21 protein-coding genes are annotated in these 21078 nt (G+C 47.8%); 15 read left to right on the forward strand and 6 right to left on the reverse strand.

Annotated elements, in window-relative coordinates; genetic code table 11:
• Positions 1-100: 100 nt before the first annotated feature.
• A complete protein-coding gene (locus AC3AP5_RS08220) occupies positions 101-967 on the forward strand; it encodes a LysR family transcriptional regulator (RefSeq protein WP_006955049.1) in 867 nt (288 codons plus the stop codon).
• Here the strand turns inward: AC3AP5_RS08220 and AC3AP5_RS08225 are convergent, their stop codons facing one another.
• Entirely contained in the window at positions 968-1135 is a 168-nt protein-coding gene (locus tag AC3AP5_RS08225) for a hypothetical protein (protein ID WP_006955048.1), read from the reverse strand. It lies immediately after the preceding gene.
• Between the two features lie 264 nt (positions 1136-1399).
• On the opposite strand from AC3AP5_RS08225, the gene AC3AP5_RS08230 reads away from it, so the two are divergent.
• From AC3AP5_RS08230 to AC3AP5_RS08275, 10 genes are all read left to right on the forward strand, one after another.
• Positions 1400-3508: a TonB-dependent receptor gene (locus AC3AP5_RS08230; protein WP_487326471.1), complete on the forward strand. Its 2109-nt coding sequence runs from the start codon at positions 1400-1402 to the stop codon at positions 3506-3508.
• Positions 3509-3546: 38 nt separating this feature from the next.
• Positions 3547-4599: a sensor histidine kinase gene (locus AC3AP5_RS08235; RefSeq protein WP_487326472.1), complete on the forward strand. Its 1053-nt coding sequence runs from the start codon at positions 3547-3549 to the stop codon at positions 4597-4599.
• Complete coding sequence (locus AC3AP5_RS08240; RefSeq protein WP_487326473.1) at positions 4572-5108, forward strand: response regulator transcription factor; 537 nt, start codon at positions 4572-4574, stop codon at positions 5106-5108. The genes AC3AP5_RS08235 and AC3AP5_RS08240 overlap by 28 nt, the downstream gene beginning before the upstream one ends.
• Positions 5109-5216: 108 nt before the next feature.
• On the forward strand, positions 5217-5549 hold the full coding sequence (locus AC3AP5_RS08245; protein WP_487326474.1) for a GAF domain-containing protein: 333 nt from the start codon (positions 5217-5219) through the stop codon (positions 5547-5549).
• Between the two features lie 14 nt (positions 5550-5563).
• On the forward strand, positions 5564-7081 hold the full coding sequence (locus tag AC3AP5_RS08250; protein ID WP_487327305.1) for a bifunctional diguanylate cyclase/phosphodiesterase: 1518 nt from the start codon (positions 5564-5566) through the stop codon (positions 7079-7081).
• Positions 7082-7150: 69 nt separating this feature from the next.
• The gene (locus AC3AP5_RS08255; RefSeq protein WP_487326475.1) at positions 7151-9034 is read left to right on the forward strand and encodes a methyl-accepting chemotaxis protein; all 1884 of its coding nucleotides are present in this window, start codon (positions 7151-7153) and stop codon (positions 9032-9034) included.
• A 97-nt stretch (positions 9035-9131) separates the two neighbouring features.
• Positions 9132-10280 carry a PepSY-associated TM helix domain-containing protein gene (locus AC3AP5_RS08260; protein ID WP_286682376.1) on the forward strand — a complete coding sequence of 383 codons (1149 nt, stop codon included), beginning with the start codon at positions 9132-9134 and terminating at the stop codon, positions 10278-10280.
• A 1-nt stretch (position 10281) separates the two neighbouring features.
• Positions 10282-10761 carry a hypothetical protein gene (locus AC3AP5_RS08265; RefSeq protein WP_487326476.1) on the forward strand — a complete coding sequence of 160 codons (480 nt, stop codon included), beginning with the start codon at positions 10282-10284 and terminating at the stop codon, positions 10759-10761.
• Between the two features lie 82 nt (positions 10762-10843).
• Positions 10844-12181 carry a sensor domain-containing diguanylate cyclase gene (locus AC3AP5_RS08270; protein WP_487327306.1) on the forward strand — a complete coding sequence of 446 codons (1338 nt, stop codon included), beginning with the start codon at positions 10844-10846 and terminating at the stop codon, positions 12179-12181.
• Between the two features lie 154 nt (positions 12182-12335).
• Positions 12336-13586, forward strand: a complete 1251-nt coding sequence (locus AC3AP5_RS08275; protein ID WP_487326477.1) for a hypothetical protein — start codon at positions 12336-12338, stop codon at positions 13584-13586.
• A gap of 3 nt (positions 13587-13589) precedes the next feature.
• Here the strand turns inward: AC3AP5_RS08275 and AC3AP5_RS08280 are convergent, their stop codons facing one another.
• The gene (locus tag AC3AP5_RS08280; protein ID WP_487326478.1) at positions 13590-14501 is read right to left on the reverse strand and encodes a LysR family transcriptional regulator; all 912 of its coding nucleotides are present in this window, start codon (positions 14499-14501) and stop codon (positions 13590-13592) included.
• A gap of 109 nt (positions 14502-14610) precedes the next feature.
• Here AC3AP5_RS08280 and AC3AP5_RS08285 point away from each other — a divergent pair, with 109 nt between their 5' ends.
• Complete coding sequence (locus AC3AP5_RS08285) at positions 14611-15465, forward strand: DMT family transporter (RefSeq protein ID WP_487326479.1); 855 nt, start codon at positions 14611-14613, stop codon at positions 15463-15465.
• Between the two features lie 21 nt (positions 15466-15486).
• On the opposite strand, the gene AC3AP5_RS08290 is transcribed toward AC3AP5_RS08285, so the two are convergent.
• Positions 15487-16341 carry an NAD(P)-dependent oxidoreductase gene (locus AC3AP5_RS08290; RefSeq protein WP_286682371.1) on the reverse strand — a complete coding sequence of 285 codons (855 nt, stop codon included), beginning with the start codon at positions 16339-16341 and terminating at the stop codon, positions 15487-15489.
• Between the two features lie 118 nt (positions 16342-16459).
• Between AC3AP5_RS08290 and AC3AP5_RS08295 the strand changes: the two genes are divergently transcribed.
• Positions 16460-17089 carry a DUF502 domain-containing protein gene (locus AC3AP5_RS08295; RefSeq protein ID WP_006955035.1) on the forward strand — a complete coding sequence of 210 codons (630 nt, stop codon included), beginning with the start codon at positions 16460-16462 and terminating at the stop codon, positions 17087-17089.
• Here the strand turns inward: AC3AP5_RS08295 and AC3AP5_RS08300 are convergent.
• The 3 genes from AC3AP5_RS08300 to AC3AP5_RS08310 all read right to left on the reverse strand — a co-directional run bounded on the left by AC3AP5_RS08300 (position 17086) and on the right by AC3AP5_RS08310 (position 19096).
• Positions 17086-18429 carry a diguanylate cyclase domain-containing protein gene (locus tag AC3AP5_RS08300; protein ID WP_006955034.1) on the reverse strand — a complete coding sequence of 448 codons (1344 nt, stop codon included), beginning with the start codon at positions 18427-18429 and terminating at the stop codon, positions 17086-17088. The two genes, AC3AP5_RS08295 and AC3AP5_RS08300, sit on opposite strands and share 4 nt — an antisense overlap.
• Positions 18430-18562: 133 nt before the next feature.
• Positions 18563-18766, reverse strand: coding sequence for a hypothetical protein (locus tag AC3AP5_RS08305; protein ID WP_006955033.1), 204 nt, complete (start codon positions 18764-18766; stop codon positions 18563-18565).
• A 39-nt stretch (positions 18767-18805) separates the two neighbouring features.
• Positions 18806-19096 (reverse strand): hypothetical protein, encoded by a 291-nt coding sequence (locus AC3AP5_RS08310; RefSeq protein ID WP_487326480.1) that lies wholly within the window; start codon positions 19094-19096, stop codon positions 18806-18808.
• A 138-nt stretch (positions 19097-19234) separates the two neighbouring features.
• Between AC3AP5_RS08310 and AC3AP5_RS08315 the strand changes: the two genes are divergently transcribed.
• Both AC3AP5_RS08315 and dgt read left to right on the forward strand, forming a co-directional pair.
• The gene (locus AC3AP5_RS08315; protein ID WP_006955031.1) at positions 19235-19516 is read left to right on the forward strand and encodes a hypothetical protein; all 282 of its coding nucleotides are present in this window, start codon (positions 19235-19237) and stop codon (positions 19514-19516) included.
• A gap of 97 nt (positions 19517-19613) precedes the next feature.
• Positions 19614-21062, forward strand: a complete 1449-nt coding sequence (gene dgt / locus AC3AP5_RS08320; RefSeq protein ID WP_487327307.1) for a dGTPase — start codon at positions 19614-19616, stop codon at positions 21060-21062.
• The last annotated feature ends 16 nt before the right edge of the window (positions 21063-21078 follow it).

Raw genomic sequence — 21078 nt, forward strand, 5'->3', positions numbered from 1 at the left:
GTTCTATTTAACTGCGCCGTAGTATCTCGACTTGTCATAATTAAGTAAAATAGATATATACTATTATACTATTCTATTTAAAAGAACGATTGCCCTCACCATGAATTATCGTCATCTGTATTACTTTTGGTCGGTCGCAAAAACAGGTCATTTGACACACACCGCGCAACAACTGCATGTGTCGCAATCGGCGCTATCCAGTCAAATTAAGCAATTAGAGGAGTGGCTCGGACAAACTCTATTTGAGCGCGAAGGGAGACGATTAAAACTGACGCAAGCAGGCTACATCGCTAAGCAATATGCCGATCGCATTTTCGCAGAAGGACAAAGCTTGGTCGAGCAACTCAAACAAGGTAAGACCAGTCAAACCAGTGTCGTACGTATTGGACACGCATCGACCATGTCACGTAACTTTGTAGAACAATTTATTGCGTCGCTCATGAGTCCTTCACCGCAACCCTTTCGTTTACACTCAATGTCGACTCATCAGTTGCTGACCGAACTTGCCGAACATCGGATTGATATTGCACTGGCAAATACCGATGTGGCGGGTCATGATGAAGATATTTGGCAAAGCCGTTTATTAGCGCGCCAGCCGGTATCGATTATCGGTGTGCCAGGCTTACCCATTCAATCACTCAGCGATCCAGCACTAAAGGAACGCGCCTGGGTACTCCCGCCAACGAGTGCGCCGTTGCGATCAGGGTTCGACATGCTAGCGACTCAGTATCAATGGGCACCTCGCGTGATAGCCGAGGCTGACGATATGGCAATGTTGCGATTATTAGCGCGCGATGGTGGTGCGCTTGCAGTCATTCCTGATGTTGTGGTGAAAGACGAGCTTGATAGTCAGCGCTTACAACGCTATGTCACGCTTCCCAACCTATTCGAGCAGTTTTATGCGATTACCATTAAACAACCGTTCCAACATCCGTGGCTCAGTCGGCTGTTGGCGCGCTATGACTGATTAACGTGTTCGATTACGCACAAACTCACGACGTAACGCTTCCAACTCAGCTTTGGTCAATAGTTGCTGTATATTCCGCGTCTTCGGAGAATGACAATAACGCATGTGCGCTCTGTCCTTTAATGTCTCATCAAGTTGTCGGTTTATTGAGGTCCAATCGATAGTCATCACGTTATCCTCAGCCTAAAGAATTTCGCCGAAGGCTCTGAGCTATTCGGGGGGTCACTCGAGCCGTTCAGCGATGTATCAACAATAGGTCTTGAATTGGTATTCAACAAGGTGGTTGCGCGTAAAAGGTTCGTAAAGGTGAGTACTTACCAACATACCGTCTCTCTCATATTGGCTAGGTGCGACAATTTGTCGCATGGTCAAATCCCATCCGAGACGTAAACTAGGTCAAAAATTTACGTGTGACGCTAGGAAACCTTAATCATGCAATCGACGTTTAAAATGACACGCATAACGGCTTATCTCATTTCGGCACTCGCCATATTCAACAGTTCAGCGCAAACAACGGACGCACCCACCGAAGTCATAAAAATAAAAGGTCACGAGCCGCACGATGCGCTAGGCAATTTATCGCGCCAACTGAGCGAACAAGGCGTCGACTTCTCGGCCGCAGGCGGTGTCTCGGCGTTACCGGTGATGAACGGCATGATGGGCGATCGCATCAAAGTCATTATCGATGGTGCAGAGCTCACTGCGGCTTGTGCCAACCAAATGAACCCTCCTCTATCTTATGTTTCCGCCAACCAAGTCAAATCAACCCAAGTGATTGCGGGGCTCACCCCCGTCCGCAGCGGTGGCGACAACATCGCTGGCGTTATCAACTTACAACAAATGCGGGCACAGTTTGTGGATACCGAAAGCCTCTCTTGGCAACGCGGTTACGTCGCGGGTGAGTATCAAAGTAACGGTGACCAATGGCTTGCCGGTATCGGTGCGCATTGGGCGAGTGACACTTGGTCTATCGATTATCAAGGCGCTTACGAGCAGTCAAAAAGCTACGATGATGGCAACGGAGATAAAGTACTCGATACGCTTTATGAGTCACAAAATCATGCGTTGACGATGGCATGGCGCGATAGTCAGCAACAACTGAGCACCAAAATCACAGCGCAAATGATCCCGTATCAAGGCTTTCCCAACCAATACATGGATATGACAGATAATCAAAGTCTGGGCGCACATATTCAATATCAGCGTGAACTCGCCACAGGCGGCCAACTGACCGGCTATGTTAACTGGCAGTCAGTTGAACACGAGATGGGCTTCTTCAGCCCAGAAAAACCTGGCATGATGCCAATGGTGACCGATGCCACCGATCGCAGTTACAAACTTCATTGGCACTTACCAACGCAACAGATAGCCGCATATAGCAGTCAAATCACGCTGGGTCATGAACTGTTCGATTACCAATTAGATGATTACTGGCCGGCATTGGCGGGGTCAATGATGATGGGTCCAAATCCGTACATCAATATCAACAATGGACAACGGCAGCGCATCGCCGTATTCGCCGATTCTGATACGGAGATCGCCGACAACTGGGTGTTGAATGCCGGTATTCGCATTGAACATGTACGTACCGATGCCGACGAAGTTCAACCCTACAACGACAGTCCAATGATGGGGATGCCGAATGTCGACGCTACGGCGGCAACCGCCTTTAATCAGGCAGACCGAGAGCAAACAGATAACTTAGTCGATGCGACCCTGGCAACAAAATATACCATCGATCCGCAGCAAAGTTTGGAGTTGGGCATCGCTCGAAAGAATCGTGCACCTAATTTATATGAACGTTACAGCTGGGGTCGCGGTATCATGGCCACGACAATGATCGGCTGGTTTGGCGATGGTAATGGTTATGTGGGTCGTATCGACTTGCAACCTGAAACGGCGACAACATTAAAAGCAACCTACCAACGTGACGATGCCAACAACGCCTGGCAATTCAGTGTCAGTCCTTTTTACTCACGCGTTGATGACTACATCGATGCCAACGTTATCGATACATTTAATCGCGGCACCCAACCCAGCACGGCGCGCAATATTCTGCAAATGACCAATGTCGATGCCACTTTAAAAGGTATCAGTGCACACTACGCATATCGTTGGACGCAGGTACTTGGTGCCGATGAATGGCAGTTACGCTCGTCCGCAAAATATACCCACGGTGAGCAAGCCTCGGGCCGTGAGCTGTATCAGATTCAACCACTCACCATCCGCGTCGAGCTGAGTCAACAGTGGGGTCATTGGCGCCAAACACTTCGCGTTGAACACGTTGAGCAGAAAGATCGTGTCGACCAGCAGCGCCTCGAAAATCGTACCGACGCCTATCAGGTTGTCGATTGGCAAGTGAACTATACTCGAGCAAACTGGCAACTTAACTTGGGTATCACCAACCTACTTGATGAATTTTATCGACAACCATTAGGCGGCGTGAGCATCGCAGCGCAAAAGGCCGGACAAACTCAAGGCTTCGAGAATGTGGCCGGCGCAGGACGCTCAATTAACTTTGGCGTTCGTTATACATTTTAAGTAAGCTGATACCTTGCTAAGCGTTACCGAGATAACTGATGATCTTGCTTCTCTATATGGCGGCGCTACGTAATCGCCGCCTATCATTGCTGGGTATGTTTGCGTGCTTACTCGTTGAAATCGTCCTGCTCAATTTACTGATAGCCTTTAACGGGGCCGCAAGCAACCCATTCAGCGCGGTGTTGTTAATTCCGCTCATCATGGCGTGTGTTTGGCTACCCCATGCAGGTGCCGTCGCCATCGTCGGATTAAGTATCGCCGCGCAATGGACGCAGTGGCAATTTACTCACATGGATACCAGCCATGCGCTATTGGCTCACGCGCAAGGCATGTTAGTCAGCTTTACGATCACCAGCGTGTTAATCATGACGGTGGTGTTTTATCTACGCCATCGTCTTGCCCAGCAAGAGGAAAAATTACATGCTTTACGCGAAAAACAATTGCGAAACGAGCAACTACTCGCCATAGGCACAGCGGCAGCACAACTGACCCATGAACTGGCAACCCCGACACAGGCGGCGCAATGGTTACTTGAGGAGGGGGTAGAGAAAACGCAACCAACGCCAGCATGGCTCAGCGAGCTCAGTGCACAGCTCTCGCACATAACACACAAATTGACACAGTGGCGGCAGGTCACTGATGACGTCCGTCACCAACGCACGGTGGCGGTGAACGCGCGTGAGTTAGCGTCAGAGATTCAACATTTAATGCAGTTGGTGCGACCCGAGGTTGCAATCAACTGGCATATCGAGGCGCAACTTGACACACTTAAAGTCAATGCTGATCGTACGTTGTTACCCGCGCTGAGTAATGTAATTGTCAACGCGTGCGATGCTCAAAAACGTGTCAATGATGAGCCCGTTAGCGTCTCGTGTAGCCATAAAAATAACACGGTATTCATTGAAATCCGTAATGCGGGTCATACAGAAAACCTCGAGCAACTCGGCCAACGTTTACTACCAAGCAGTAAAGGGCACGGCGCAGGCGCGATTATAAGCAATGCAACGCTCGAGAAATTTGGCGGCACTTTACGCTGGGAACACGTTAACCATGAGGTAATCACTTGGATCACGCTACCGTCATCATCATAGACGACGATGCGAGTTATCGTCGTGTGTTACAGCGCAGACTGGCACAAAAAACGATTTTCGAGATACTCGCCTTTGCCTCGACGCAAGCGGCACTCGCCGAGCAAACGGCAACGCCGTGCCACGGCATTATTCTCGACATGATGCTGTCAGATGAGTCAGGTCTGGATGCAATTACTCGACTTAACCATCACTTCTCGCCCGCTCACTTAATCATGCTGACAGGCTACGCAAGCATTGCCACAACCGTTGAGGCGATGCGGCGCGGAGCGACTGATTATCTAGCCAAGCCCATCGAACTTAATGCGCTTATTCAACGGTTGATGCCTGAGCAAACGTATCACAGCGACGTCGAAGAACAGACCACGCTGACACCCGCACAGCTCGAATGGGAGCACATTCAGCGAACCCTCCTCGCTCACCAAGGAAATATCAGTGCGACAGCCAAAACATTGGGCATGCACCGCCGCACATTACAACGTAAGTTACAAAAACTTTCGCCGCGTCGCTGAATCGACAGTCGACTAGACTAGACACTTATACATTTTGTTTTATATTTGTTAATCACTAAATATAAAACTACGCCAGTTATTATATTCTAGGTATTAGAGGTGTGATTTATGTCATCGTCGCGTGCATTCACGTTACATCAAACCGGGTTATTGAACTCTGTCTCGGAGCGCGCTTTTGATAATATCGCCTACTTAGCCAAACTTATCTTCAACACCGATATCGTTTTAATTTCTCTCATCGATGACGACCAACAGTGGTTCAAAGCCAAAATCGGGCTTTCACTATGCGAAACACCCGTTGATATCTCAATTTGCCAATTTACCATTCAAAGCGACGAACCCTTTATTATTAATGACGCGCTTACTGACAGTCGCTTCGTCAATAATCCGTTGGACTTGAGTTTCGAAACCTCGATAACTTACTCTGTAAACCGCTTGTAACTGGCGATATCGTCATTACTAATAACGCGACCGAAGACAGTCGTTCAGGCGGCACACCTTACGGCCATCCGCCAATCAAAAACTACGTCGGGATTCCGGTTTATTCGGGCGAGACCATGGTGGGTTTAATCGGCCTTGCCAACGGTATCAACGAGTACACCAGCACCTTCGTTGATTCACTGCATGCGCTCATCTCTGTCGTTGGGGTATTAATCGAGCGCAACCGTATGGTGCAGGAACGCAAACAATTTACGGTCAGTTTGCAACATGCCGCCTACCACGATGAACTAACAGGGCTGCCCAATCGCCGTAAACTCGATCAAGAAATTAAATCACTTACGTACCGACAGCAACCCCGTCAATTTTCAGTGTGCTACATCGACTTAGATGGCTTTAAACCTATCAACGACAATTATGGTCACGAGGTCGGCGACAAGATACTTAAGTTAGTTGCCAAACGTATCAAGCATCTGATAAGCACTCATGACTCTGTTGCACGGATCAGCGGAGATGAGTTTGTCATCGTTCTTGATACGCCAGCTAACGAGACGAATTATCAAAAAATAATCGATACCCTTGCTCAGCCCTACGCCGTCGAAGATATCATGATTAACTTGTCAGCAAGCATGGGCGTAGCGGTGTACCCCAATGATACACAGCATGCGGACCAACTCATCCGTTTTGCCGATCAATCCATGTACCAAGCAAAAAGCGAAGGTAAAAACCAAGTCAGTATTCACGATGCGCAGAAGGCATCGGCGCGCGAGCACAAGATCGAACTTATCAAAGAGCTCATGTACGCCATTGATGATCGACAAATTGAATGTGTCTACCAGCCCAAGTTTGATATGAACACAAATACCGTGGTTGGTGTGGAGGTGCTGAGTCGCTGGCGTCACAAAAAACGCGGCTTGCTGATGCCCGGCGCCTTCATTCCTCAAGTTGAGGGCTCACAAGCGGCTATCGCGCTCGATCATTATGTACTTAACGAAGCGCATCAGTTACAGGCCGTTTGGCGGCGTTCCGGTCAAGACCTGAATCTCAGCGTGAATATCGGCGGTGATTACTTTACGAGTGAATTATTTAAGCGTCGTCTCGAAGCAATGGCAGAATCCAACACGGGGCGAAACAATGGCATCACGCTGGAAATACTAGAAACCACAACCATCGACGATCTTGATGAAGCAGTAGAAATACTGAACCGTTGCCATGAGTGCGGTTATCGCACCGCGCTCGATGACTTTGGTACGCACTATTCCTCACTGACGTACTTTAGACGCTTACCGGTGGATGAAATCAAAATCGATCGCAGTTTTATTACCAACCTCAAGCCAAATACCAATGACGAGGCGATCGTCGAGAGTATCATTTACCTGTCACGACGCTTCAATCGCGACGTAGTGGCAGAAGGTGTCGAGACTCAAGAGCAAGCTGATCATCTGCAAGCACTGGGCTGTCATCTGATCCAAGGTTACTTAATTTCTCCCCCTGTCAGCTTAGAAGAATTGAACTACCGCACGGTTTTGTCATAAAAGTTTCATTTAAATCCTTATAATGAACGGTCGATAGTTATAAAATACTCAACCCTTAGATCTATCGCCATGCGTCGTTCACTCTTAGATAATGGGATTTCAATGTCGATTAAGCAGAAGTTATACCTACTCGGCACCGGGGTTATCGTTGCCCTACTCGTGTTAATGGGAATATTTCTTTTCTCCCAAGCTCAAATCAAAACCATCAACAACGCCGAGCAGCAACAGGCAAAGCTCAGTCACCTCATCAGCGAGCTACGTATCGCCGAGAAAAATTTCTTGCTCGATAGCGACCTCAAATACAGCGAATCAGCCAAGCAACAAATTAACCATATTCAAGAGACTCTGAAACAACTCAAACAGACCGTTGATTATCCCACGGTCTTGAGTCGACTAGAACGCATCGAGACGACCGTAAGTGAGTACCAACAGCGTTTTTCAGCGCTTGAGCAGGCGATGATAGAACGCGGTTTAACAAGAAAACTCGGCGCTTACGGCGCATTGCGCGAGGCGACCCACCAACTCGAGGCGGTGCTCGACAAACGCGACGATAACAAGACCTTAGTGACCCTGCTTCAACTTCGACGCTCAGAAAAGGACTTCATGCTGCGTTGGGAGGATGACTATGTCGCAAAAGTAACGCGAATTGCTCAGCAGCTTAATAGTCAATTGGCTGGCTCGACGGCAGACCAAAGCAAGGTCGAAGGCTATTTAATACAATTTAATCGCTTTGCTGACTTATCACGAAAAATAGGCTATACGCTAACCGAGGGGCTAAAAGGCAAGCTCAGCGCGCAAAGCGATGAAATAAATAGCGAACTGAATGCGTTAAGCCGCGATCTCAATAAAAAGCTACTCCAACAACAACGCCAGGCGACATGGCTGCCTATCGCTATTACTGTATTGATTATCACACTGATGATAGTCATGTTGTATTGGGTGACCCGGTCAATCAATAAGCCACTGCAAACGTTGAAGTCACAGCTCAGCCATATTCAAGCAACGAATGATTTATCGCTGCAACTCGATAAGCACCAAGATGACGAATTTGGAGCCGCCGTTGATCATGTCAACCAATTGCTCGCTTACTTCAGACGGGTCATAGCAAACATCCGACAAACAAGCAGCAATGTCGGTGAGCTTTCGCAGCAATTATCAGCCACCGTCTCCCATTCATCAAACAAAACAGAACAGCAAAACAGCGAAATCGAACAGGTCGCAGCCGCCGTCAATGAAGTCGGTTCAACCGCACACACCATCGCTGAGGATGCTGAGAGTACGGCTCAGCAAGTCGATGAAATCGCGCAACAAGCCTCAACCGGTCGCAGTGTGATTAACTCAGCCGTTGAAAAGGTCAACTTTTTGGCCGAGCGCCTTGCCAACAGCAACCAACACGCGTCAGAACTGGCGAAACGTAGTCAAGGGATCAGAGACATTGTCGCGGTCATCAATGGTATCGCTGAGCAGACCAACCTGCTGGCACTCAATGCCGCAATTGAAGCGGCACGCGCTGGGGAGCAAGGGCGAGGCTTTGCCGTAGTCGCCGATGAAGTGCGTAGCTTGGCTCAACGTACCCAAGAGTCAATTAACGAAATTGAGCAAATAGCAACACAGCTGACAGAGCAAACGTCCGTTATTGTGCGCTCTCTTGAAGAATGCAACGAACTCGGCGCTGACAGTCGCCAAGAAGCAACCCGTTCAGGTGAGCTCTTTACCGATATCAACACGCAATTAATGAAAGTTAACGATCGGTCCGCATCCATTGCCACCGCCGTGGAGGAACAGTCAAAAGTAGTCGATGACACCTCGCAAAATGTTGTACGCATCAAAGACGCAACCAATGACATTTTGGCGGATGCACGCACCAATGCAGAGACAGCCGAGCAACTAAGCCGCTTCGCGCGCGAGTTAGGCGATTCCGTTGCACAATTTAAGTGCGATTCAGGTCACTAGGAATTCCTCATTTTTCATTAATATGGTCAAATACATTTGATAATTGTTCTTATTAGCAATATCATTCAGGCCATGTTAATGAATAATGGAATGCCCTATGACGCAAAGGCAATGGTTTAAACTTCACGGGTGGTGCTCGTTACCGATATGGGTTTTGTTTTGCTTTATCTGTATCACGGGTACCATTGCGGTATTTAGCCACGAGTTAACCTGGCTGTTTAACGAGAACGCTCGCGCCTTAAACCCGAACGACCTCGCCCCTATCGCCATGTCCGAGCGCGTCGCCGCGGTCAAAGCCTTGTATCCATCCGCACACATCACCACCGTCATGACATTCGAGTCCTACCTCACCAATGCGGTGATGTTTTCTGCCGATTCAGTCCCAGCGGGCATTGCTTACGTCAACCAATACACAGGCCAAGTGCAGGAAGTCAATCAAGGTATTACCTTTATCAACTTTATGCGGTCATTACACGGTTGGTTACTATTCCCATGGCAAAGTAGCTACAGCGTCGGCTACTATCTAGTATCGGCGATGTCCTTTGTGATGATGGGTGCCTTAGTCAGCGGCTTGGTTATCTACAAACGCTTTTGGCGCGCGTATACCCAACCCAAGATTCGCGTGAAACAAGGCAAGAAATCGATTCTCTCCGATTTACACAAACACGCAGGCGCATGGTCTATCTGGTTCATCATGATCATGAGTTTGACCGGCTTGTGGTACTTCACCCAACAAGTGCTTTGGCATGCCGATATTGATATTGAGCCCCATGCGCCGGTCGTGAATATCGACGACGTTCCCCAAGGTCAAGCGCCAACAGAACCAAAGGTCAGCTTTGACCAAGCTATGCAGATTGCCCAAGCACAATTCAGTGATCTACAACCCAGTTATGTCATGATGCCCGAGCACAATCGAGATATGTATAAAATCATGGGGGGTGGTGACTTCATCTTCTATGATCAGTATGCCTACCGCTTAGCCATCAATCCATGGACGGGCGAAGTCGCGCAAGCCGACTCGCCTGCCAACATGTCGACCTTACAAACCGTCATGCATGTCGTTGATCCATTGCACTATGGCACTATCGGCGGTATCTGGACCAAAGCGATTTGGTTTGTTTTCGGTCTCATTTTGTCAGCGATGTCGATCACAGGGTTTATGATTTGGAGCTCAAAAATAGTACAGGCAGCGCGCGCTAAAAAAGCGGCTAAACGTGAGCAAAAGCTGTCAGAGCAAGGAGCATGATATGGCACGTTTGAAGAATACATTTTGGCATCGTAACAAATTCAAGTTATCGGGTCTGATACTCATACTCCCCATCTATTTTCTGTACGAGTCGTTACAACCACCGGAATTTCCCGAAGTATGGGAATCAAAACCTGTGGGGCAGCTTGAGCTGGCATTGCAGCCAATGAACAATGAACCACCCTACGCGCACCATGAAGACTGGGTGAAAGATTTTTCAGTTTGGGTCAATGATGGCGCCGTCAAAAATATCCGCCAAGCCTATATCAATATTGGCCCACGCCCATTGCCATTGAACCAATTGGAACAAGACGATGTGGGTATTCTACACGGCAGTGAAAGCTTACAACATGTGCATGCGATTGCATCGCCAAACTTCTCGGCGTCCGACAAGGTCTGGCTAACGCTGCAGAACTGGGATGGTAGTCAACATGTTCAGTCCTGGTCATTACCGCCACAATGGATAGGCGAACAAATATAAATTGGACTAGCCAACGTCGCTCGTTTTGATTACTCTGCGCATATAACCTATTGGTGGAGTCATCCAGTTGCGCATTGACCGTGTGTTCCGAAAGCTTGCGAATACGCTCCCCTTTATGATGGCATTCGTGGATAACGAACGTCGCTATCAGTTCGTCAACGAGCGCTATGAGCAGTTTTTTGATATCCAGTTTGCCGATATTAAAGGAAAACGTGTCGCTGAAGTACTCGGTGACGAATCTTACACGCGTATCTCGCAGATCCACTCACGTGTTTTGGCCGGTGAGGATGTCTCCTTGCGAGAAAAAGTCACGCTCCGTAATGGACGTGTGTTGCAGCTTGAAATTAAGTATGTCCCAAACCAAAACCAACGTACGGGGCAAATTAACGGATTTTTCGCCATTATTAACGACGTCACTCATTACGCATCGGCATCCGAAGTATTGCGCGCCGTCCATGATGTGATGAATCGACAATCCATGGGGTTATCCACCGATCGCATTACTAAACTACTCAAGCTCGGCTGTGAATACTTAAATACCGATATCGGTATTGTAAGCCGCGTGATTGATAATGAGTACACCGTAAAATACGCGTGGTCCACCGGTGATCCAATTCCCCCGGGAACACAGTTTGAACTCGGTAATACCTACTGCTCAGTCACCTTGGCGGCGAGTGACGTTATTGCCACACGTCACGCCTCAACGAGTAAGGAATTCAGCGGACACCCCTGCTATACCGCTTTTCAATTAGAGACCTATCTCGGTTTACCAATCCGTATCAACGGAAAAGTGTGGGGCACGCTCAATTTTTCCAGCAAAACCTCGCGTGGCACACCCTTTACCGATCTCGATAAAGAACTCATGGGGCTCCTCTGCTCGGCCATCGAAACGTTGATTATCAACAACTCAAAAACCGATAGGTTAGAGCGCCTCGCCTATACCGACTTCCTCACTGGACTCAGTAACCGCTTATTCATTAATGAGTTTTTTGAGCGTTTGGTCTATCAAAATCGTGAACGCCTTAACCATTACTACTGCGTATTAGTCGATATTGACCACTTTAAACAGCTCAACGATCAGTTTGGTCACGATGCCGGCGATAGTGTATTGCAAGCGGTCGCCATTGAGTTCACCGATAGTCTACGAAGTGATGATGTATGCGCCCGCGTTGGCGGTGAGGAGTTCATGTTACTTATCCACGCTGACGACAAAGTCGATATCGCAAATGTCGTTGAGCGCCTTCGTAAGAATATAGAAAACCTAAAAATAGAACATGATGACGAAATCATTACGACGACGGTATCGATTGGTGTGACTAAATTACAAGAGCAAGACAGCTTTAACCTTGCGTATAAACGGGCTGATAAGGCGCTTTATCAAAGCAAATCAGACGGTCGAAACTGCTGCCGTTGGAACTAACATTAATTTTTTCTTAACTTCTGTGATCTAAAAAACGTAGTACTCACTAAACTATTACTCAATCGTTCTTAAAAATCGTAAGTTCAACAAGCTTTTTTAAAGTTGTTCAAAAAAAAATCGAACAATAAGAAGCGCTTTAACTGAGTATAACAAGATGGCAAAACTAACCTCTTCCTCTATCGTAGATATTCTCGGTGCCATTATCGCCGATGAACTTGGACGTCTGCGCATGGGCGATGAACAACTTTGGAAAGGTCGACAGTGGCAATCTAACACCCAAATAGTCTTTGCCAGCAAAGCAACGGGCGATGCACAAGAAGTCATCGTTGACTCGTTTGAATGGATGTCCATTGCTAGCCGCGTCGTTGAGTTTTTTCAGCTCGACAGCAGTGGATTAGAAGATTACCTGTTGCGTTTTTCAACGTTACAACAATGGGCAGAGGTAATAGAAACGAGTCGAGAAGATCATCGACTCGATATTACGTTTTGTTCCTCGGGTTCGGTCGCACAGGTGTCACATCACCGCCATGATTGGATGGCGTTGCTTGCCGAAGCGCAATTTTTCGTCGATTTTATTAAGCGTCATGATGTCGAAATTGAGCGCGTCGTTAGTTTTGTACCACCGCACCATATCTACGGTTTTATCTTTTCAGTACTCATACCCGAACTCCTGGATATACCGGTCGTAAGAGGCCTCAAGGCGTTTTCAATGACCCAAGCACAGCAGCTTAAAAACAATGACCTGCTGATTGGGTTTCCCGCCGCTTTTGAACAGTTTGTACAGATGGACACGGCCTTTCCCCCAGCCGCCAATGCAGTCTGCTCAACGGGGCCCTGCGCACCTGCAGTACTAAGCACACTGACTCGTAATGGACTCAACAGTGTATTCGAGGTCTATGGTAGTACCGAAACTGGGGGCGTTGGTATTCGTAACGACCCCAATCAGCCTTACCAACTGTTGCCTCGCTGGATCAAGCAAGGCAAAGAACAATTAATGGATAATCTCTCGCGCGAACTCATTGATTTACCCGACAGCATTCAATGGCATGGCCCCGGCTTATTTGAGCCGCTAAACCGCAACGATGAGGTACTTTCAATCTGCGGAAAGTCAGTCCATCCAGAAGCTATCGCTGACGTAATCCGTCAACATCCCAATATCAGTGATGCACGGGTGCGGCTTAATCATGCTCAAGAGAGCCACTCCCTCAAAGCACTGCTGATAGCCGACCCAGAGCAACGCTCAGGTCAGGCAGAAACGTTGATCGCACAAGTGCGTACGTGGCTTGCCGATAAGCTTGAACCGCATGAGTTACCTAAACGTTTCGCTGTGCGTGACTCAATTCCAACCAACGAGCTCGGTAAAGAGATCGATTGGGAGTCACAGCCCGACCTAATGCGTCGTTAAGCATTACGATGCACTAATGGCTTGTTGCGACTGACACAGTTCAACAAGCCAGTCTCTCAAAACTTGAATAGAACTGCGATTGGAAAGCGTGCTAGGCACCACGAAATAGAAGCTATCGCCCGTTTTAAGTCCATGCATCGGTAACCTGACTAACTCTTGCTCACGCTCCCGCTGGGTCGTCATAAACTCATTCAATAGCGCGATACCGTGGCTATGTTTAGCAGCCTCAGCGGCCAATAATAAATGACTAAAATGATGCACCTTGGCACTGCTAGGTAAGCGCTTCCCGCCTTGTTTAAACCACATTTTCCAATCATAGCCAGGCGTTGCATGGGCAAACGTATAAGTGGCTGAGAGTAATGGAAAGGCGAGTAAAGCACTTGGATCGCGCAGATCACTGAGTCGCGAACGAATATCGTAAGAGCAATACGGATATAAATATTCGTCGTACAAGTGTGTCACTTCAAAACCGCTCTTAGGCGGTTGTGTCGTTATAAAGCAATCCGCTAACGCGCGTTCGAAGCCACCGTCTTCGGTGAGCATGGTTAGCGTTAAATCCACATTTGGGTAGCGTTGCCGGAAGCGATCAACCGCTGGGATTAACCACTTAACCGCCAGTGAACCATAAGAAGCAAGGCGCACGAATCCTGCATCACCGTGCTGAAGTTGCGAAAACTCTCGCTCTATTTGCGCGAGCGGCTCCTCGATATTTTGGTAAAAGGCTTCCCCCGCTGCGGTGAGCAACAATTGCCGCCCTTTCCGAATAAACAAAGCTTGCCCTAACCGCTCCTCCAACAGTTTAATTTGGTGACTCACGGCGCTTTGCGATACGAATAACTCTTCAGCGGCTTTAGAAAAGCTGCCACGGCGAGCTACCATGGCAAAATAATGGATCGCTCTAAAAGGTACACTCATACACTAGTATCTAAATTACTCATAGTTACTAGATTTTAATATCATTTTTAATAATATCAAACACACTTTATCCTAACCCCATCTTCAACAACTCATCAGGGGGTTCATCATGGATAAAGCGTTAATTGCTGCAGTGTTATGGTTGGTGTTAGGCAATAATGTAGCGATTCTATCCGACTCACTGATTAAGATGTTGGACAGCTTCGACGCGCCGTTTCAATTTGTCTTATTACGGCAAGTCAGTGCGGTACTCATCCTGCTGCCGTTTATCAAACTGCGTGGCGAAAGCTTGGCACCCAAAGGTTTGCGTTGGCATGCAGCGCGCGCTCACATTTGGCTGTTCGGCACCGCCTTGATGGTACTGTCACTCACCACTCTGCCGCTTGCTACCGCCAATGCGTTATTTTACGCAGCGCCCATGCTGACGGTCATCATCGCACGCATGGCATTTAAAGAGCGCGTTACGTGGCACAGTACCGTCACTGTCGGGCTCGGCATGCTGGGCGTGTTGGTCATTGTGAACCCCACTGAATTTAACCCATTTGCCGTCGCGGCGTTACTGGTGGCGGGGAGCTTGGCCGTTAATAACCTACTGATCAAGAAGCTACCGCGCGAGCACGGTATTTTACAGACCTTGTTCCTAACCAACCTGCTGGGGCTTCCAGTCGGCATCGCGATGGCAATTTGGGAAGGTGCAGCGTTTGAATGGCAACGTATATTATTTGCCACCGGCTCAACACTGTTTATTATGATTTATGCTGCTACCTGTATCTACGCTTATCGGGCGGTCGATAGCGCAAAAGTTACCAGCGCCGAATATACAGGTCTGATTGGCGCCGTTGCGATTGGTATGGTGTTTTTCGCTGAACAGCCAGGGCTTAACTTTTACATTGGCTCAGCGATGATTGTTGCACCACTGATATGGCAAAGCTGGGCGTTACAGAAAAAACCAGCGACTTCTTAACCGAAGTCGCTGGTACAGCTGCTATTCATACAGCTTGGCGACCACCGTCATGTTCCATTCGCCCAACTGTTGCTCTTGCGCCTCATTAAACACCGTGCGTGCTGCTGAGGTCATCGGTGCGACTTGGTCGGCTGCTTGCAAACAATAGCCCAGATCTTTTTCAATCAAATCAACCGGAAACTGAGGATCGTACGCTTCGCTTACCATGGATTTGCGCACGATACCTGCGGTTTTGCTCCATACCGGTGTCGTCGATACCGCCTCGAGGATCGCATCCGGGTCTTGCCCTTGTCGCTTGAGCATGCCAATCAACTCTGCAATCGTCGTTACTTGAATACCCATTAAGGTGTTAGTGACTAATTTGGCAAGTGCGCCGGAGCCCATCTCTCCGGTGTGATTGACTTTTTTACCCATCAGCGATAAGACAGGTTCGGCGCGGTTTACCAAATGGGCATCACCGCCCACTAAATAGACCAACTCTGCATTCTGTGCTTGCGGACGCGAACCTGACACGGGCGCCTCAATCAATTGTTTACCGCGTTGTTGAGCCTGCTGTGCCAGCTCTTTTACCCAGTCCACTGACAAAGTAGAGCTCTCAATCGCTATCGCATTGTCGCTCATACCTTTAAAAGCGCCGGTTTGCTCATCCAACCAAACCGCTGCAGAGGCATCATCATCACGCACCATCGTAATCACGAGTTCGGCGCCTTGTGCTGCCTCAGCCGGCGTATCAGCCCATTGCGCGCCTTGTTCAAGCAACGGCTTAGCTCGGGATTCAGTGCGATTCCAAACCGTCAAAGAATGTCCTGCATCAATGAGATGCTGCGCCATGCGAATACCCATCGCACCTAAGCCTAAAAATGCAATCTGTGTCATATTTACACCTTAATATTTGCCAAAACGAGCTAAGTAGTGTCAGTGTACTACGTATAACGAACGATTTTGATTAGCCATTAGTATCGAATGGTCTACAAATTAAGGAAGTCACCCAATTATGAAGCGTATTTTTCAGTTCCTCCTCAAGGGGTTAGCCATTCTGCTACCGATTATCGTGACCATCATGTTAGCGCGTTGGTTGCTGGTCACTGTAGAAACCTGGTTGAGCCCGATTTGGAAAGCATTGTTAGGCGAAAGCTATTATTTTCCGGGGCTCGCGTTTGCTAGCTTTCTATTACTTGCAGTACTCATCGGTTTCACCTCTCAGTGGTCGTTTTTGCAGTCTATTTGGCAATTACCAGGCAAGTTGATGAATAAGTTACCCCTCCTGCGCAACTTATACGGCACCATTAACGATGTGTTCGATATGATGCAGGGCAAAGACTTTGCCGATGAGTCGGTCGTGCTAGTGACGATGCCGGGCAGTAAAATGCAACTGATCGGTATCGTCACCAAACGCAGTGATAAAAAAGCCAAGGACAATAACGATAAGTTAGTGAATATCATGCCAGACGACCACGTTGCCGTATTCCTACCAATGGCTTACAACGTCGGTGGCTATATGATTATGGTGCCAAAAGATTGCGTTCAATCGATCGATATGAAGCCGGCTGATGCACTGCAATTAACGATCAGCGCGGGGCTTGGCAAGAGTCAGGGCAACTTCAAATCAGATGAAAATGACTAAGAGGTTCGTTGCTGAGCTTTGTCCCGATACATCGCTTCATCAGCGCGAATCAAAACATCTTTAACTGTGTGTTCGGATGCATTAAAAACAGCTACGCCAATACTCAGTGAGGGTTGAATCGTCGCCGTGCCCCAATGTAAAACGCGATGTTCAATTTTTTGGCGCAAGCAATCAGCGAGACGTTGTGCGCTATCCTCATGCTTTACACGATGCATAATTACAATAAATTCATCGCCCCCAACTCTTGCAACTACATCGGTCATACGCACGCCATTCAAAATTTCGTTAGCGACCAACTTAAGCAATTGATCGCCTGCTTCATGCCCGTAGATATCATTGACTGCTTTAAAACCATTTAAATCGATATTCAATACGGCAAACGACTGACGTTTATAACTGCCTGCAGTCAGCTGATTTAAGTGGTTCATCGTATATCGACGGTTATACAAGCCGGTCAGTTCATCCTCGTGCGCAAATCGACGCACCACGCGATATGAACGCCATAAGGCAAAAACGGCGGCGAAAATCAGTAAACCCAGTGAAATCAAACCAATACGCAGTGCCAACAGCTGTCGAGAGAGATTTAAAGGAACACCGCGATCAAACTGGGCCCCGACAATCCATTCACCATTAGGGATATTAATCGAGGTTGTGAAGTCGGCATTTTGAAAAATCTGCTTGTCGCCAAAAAACACCTCGCCGTTGTCCCCCTCTGCATCAACACCTCGAATAGCAATAGGCGCGTTAGACAACGCAGAAAAGCCCGACACGCGCATGAGCGATTGGTAGTCGATAACAACACTGATACTGCCCCAATAGTCCTTATTTTGGGGATAGTCGTTGAAAACGGGGAATCGAGCAATCACCGCCATCCCACCTTGCACCAACTCCAATGGCCCAGATAGAAACACGTCTTGTAATTGGCGCGCCTTAAGCACCGTTCGGTACTGTTTAGGTACGGTTCTAAAATCAAGCCCTATCGCTTTCTCGTTACCTTTGGGTGGGTAATTCAATAAAATGACGTCATTAGGCGCAATACCCACGTTCCGAACATGAGTCGACTTACCCATTAATTTTTTACCAAGCGAGGTCCAATTTTCAATCGCAATCTGGGGGTCAATGGTGATAACGGTGGCGAGGCTATCGGCCAAGAAGACATCGCGAAAAAGTTCGGCTTCTAACTTTGATTTTGCCAACGAGACCACTTCGCGTAGGCGCTCGTTTTGTTTGGTCTGCTCGCGCTCTTTTAACAAACCGACGATGATATCAGTCGCTTGTATCACGGCGAGCATGTAGACAATAAAAATGATGATACTAACTATGTACTGCTGTTTCTTCACACCGGCACCAAATGCTCACCCAAGTTTCGATTATTTTGAAGCATACGTTTAAAACTGCGACTGATGCCTTTATTACAAAAATTATTACAATGAGTAAAAGGTTATTTTAAAGTTACTTTAACTCACTCGCCTCCTACTCGTGTTCACGTGCAGTCGACTTATTTTTAAATAGAATATAGCCGATGAGCGTTATCAACTGCACCAACATGTAGCCCGCCATCGTTGGGAAAGACCCATCGGCCAGCACCACCATGCCAAAAATAATCAACGGAAAACAAACAACAAATAGTTCAAACAAAGCACGTTTTACCCACGCACCCTTTTCCTGGTCAGCCATACCACCTCTCCACAAGCCATCATCACTAACAGCCCTAAATTAATAGCCTTTAAAGTAACCCGCGATTTCTTCACCTCGTTCATGTTCGCTTTGCGCTAAAAACAATTGATAGAGGTTTTGCTTAATCAACTTACGTCGAAGCAAAAATATATTAACAGAAATGTAAGCAGCGAGGGTGACCGCCGTTAAAACAGGCAGCAAAATCATGAAAGTAATCAGTGGTAAAGGGTAGACACTCAGAGTAAGTACGCAGCACAGCGCTAAAGAAACGAGCATCAGCTCGCCTTTTATCGCATTAAGCGCGACCATTAAAATTTTTAAATTCAACATACGACATTATTATTGTTGTAATCACACAGACCATTGTAAACATCGAGTAAATAGTTGAGCGAGCAACCAGATCGTGTTTACATTAAAATAACAATCATCCATATTGTAGGAATCAGATTACAAAATCAAGGACGTCCAATGAAAAAAGTCATCTTCGTATTTGCACTGCTCGCCAGTCTATCAGCTTGCGAAAGCCATCAAGCTGAGCCATATCAAAAAGACCGCTCGGTCGAGTCTCGAGATGAATACAACGGTTTCGAAGGCATGGATCAGTACCAAAAAGATGAACTCGAGCGGATGAAAACAGATAAATCTGAAGCCTGCCAACAAGCACAAATCGACCTTGCCAAAGCGGAAAGTGAAGGTGATGCAAAACGTATCAAACGTCTAAAAGCGCTGGTAGAGGACGTATGCAACTAATCATCGATGCTTGCTTCGCGTTAAGCGGGCTGATAAAACGGGGCTTTAGTCGTTTAACTGCGGAGTCACCGTGAATTTAGCCCGTCTCGTCACCCGAATGAAAGCCGACCGCCCCTACTCCCGCCACGCGGGGAACTGGGTCATCGCAGCCGAAAGTGATCGCGGTCGGATTATTAATTCGGCGGCGGTACGCCGTTTGCAACAGAAAACACAAGTTTTTCCGCTAGAACGCAACGCAGCGGTACGTAGCCGTTTAACGCACTCACTCGAGGTCCAACAAAATGGGCGTTATATTACGCGCGAGATAGGTGAGCGGCTCAAACAAGGTGGCCACTTTGAGACGTTAACAGAACAAGGCTTTTCACCCCATGAACTATTTCGAGTGATGGAGAGCTGTGTCGAAATGGCGTGTATCATGCACGATATCGGCAATCCGCCTTTTGGTCACTTTGGCGAGGCAGCAATCAGTAGCTGGTTTGCGACGCATAATGATGAACTATTTGCCAATTTCGATGAACCGGATGCCGCCGATATTAAAAATGAATTGCAGAGTTTCGAAGGTAACGCCCAGGCGATTCGTTTAATTCACTCACTCATGGGTCTAAATCTGACGTACACCCAGATCGCGGCGGTTTTAAAATACACACGCTTAGCGAGCCAGCCGAAGCCCAGTAAAAATGACCCATTGAGTTATTTGGGCAAAAAGCCCGGCTATTACTTAGCAGAGCAACAACTTATTAAAGATCTCTATCAGGTGCTCGAGCTTCCTCAAGGGCACCGCCACTTCCTAAGCTACATAATGGAGGCGGCCGACGATATCTCTTACGGCATCGCGGATCTTGAGGATGCCGTCGAAAAACACGTTCTTAACCGCGAACAAGTTGCCGAAGGCATTCGAGAACACTTCAGCCGCTTAGGCGGCGATCCCGACCAAGCCGAACTTTTGTACAACGGTAAAGCGATTTCAGTAAACGACATTTTAAAAAAAGCCAACCAATACGCGGCAAACGATAGCATTGATACCGATAATCAGTTTTTTATCTGGCTACGCGTCTACATCCATAATATATTGGTCAATCACGCTGCGCAGCGCTTTATCGACAACTTTGACGCTGTAGTTGATGGTCACTTTAATCAGGCTTTATTGGAGGATGACAGCCCTGCTCACCGGCTTAGCGAAGCGCTGCAAAACCTCGCCCTCAAACGAGTATTTAATCAACCCGAAGTCGAGCAACAGGAGCTACGCGGTCATACCATTATTCTCGGCTTACTCGATATCTATGCCCCGTTACTCAAACTCTCTATGGAAGACTTTCAAGGGCTGGTGCGTGAAGAGGCTAAAATACAACGCGCTTACCCACTAGCAAGCCGTTTATGTCATAAACTATCAGGTAAACACGTGCGCGCTTATGTCAAAGCAACCGATGCCGACGTCTCGCCACTTTGGGAACGCTACTATCGCTGTCGCTTAATTCAAGATTATATTAGCGGTATGACCGACCAGTTTGCATATGATGAATATCGTTCACTGCGCGTTATCGATTAAACGACGGAGTCGCGCG

This window comes from Idiomarina sp. D18 (assembly GCF_057748155.1).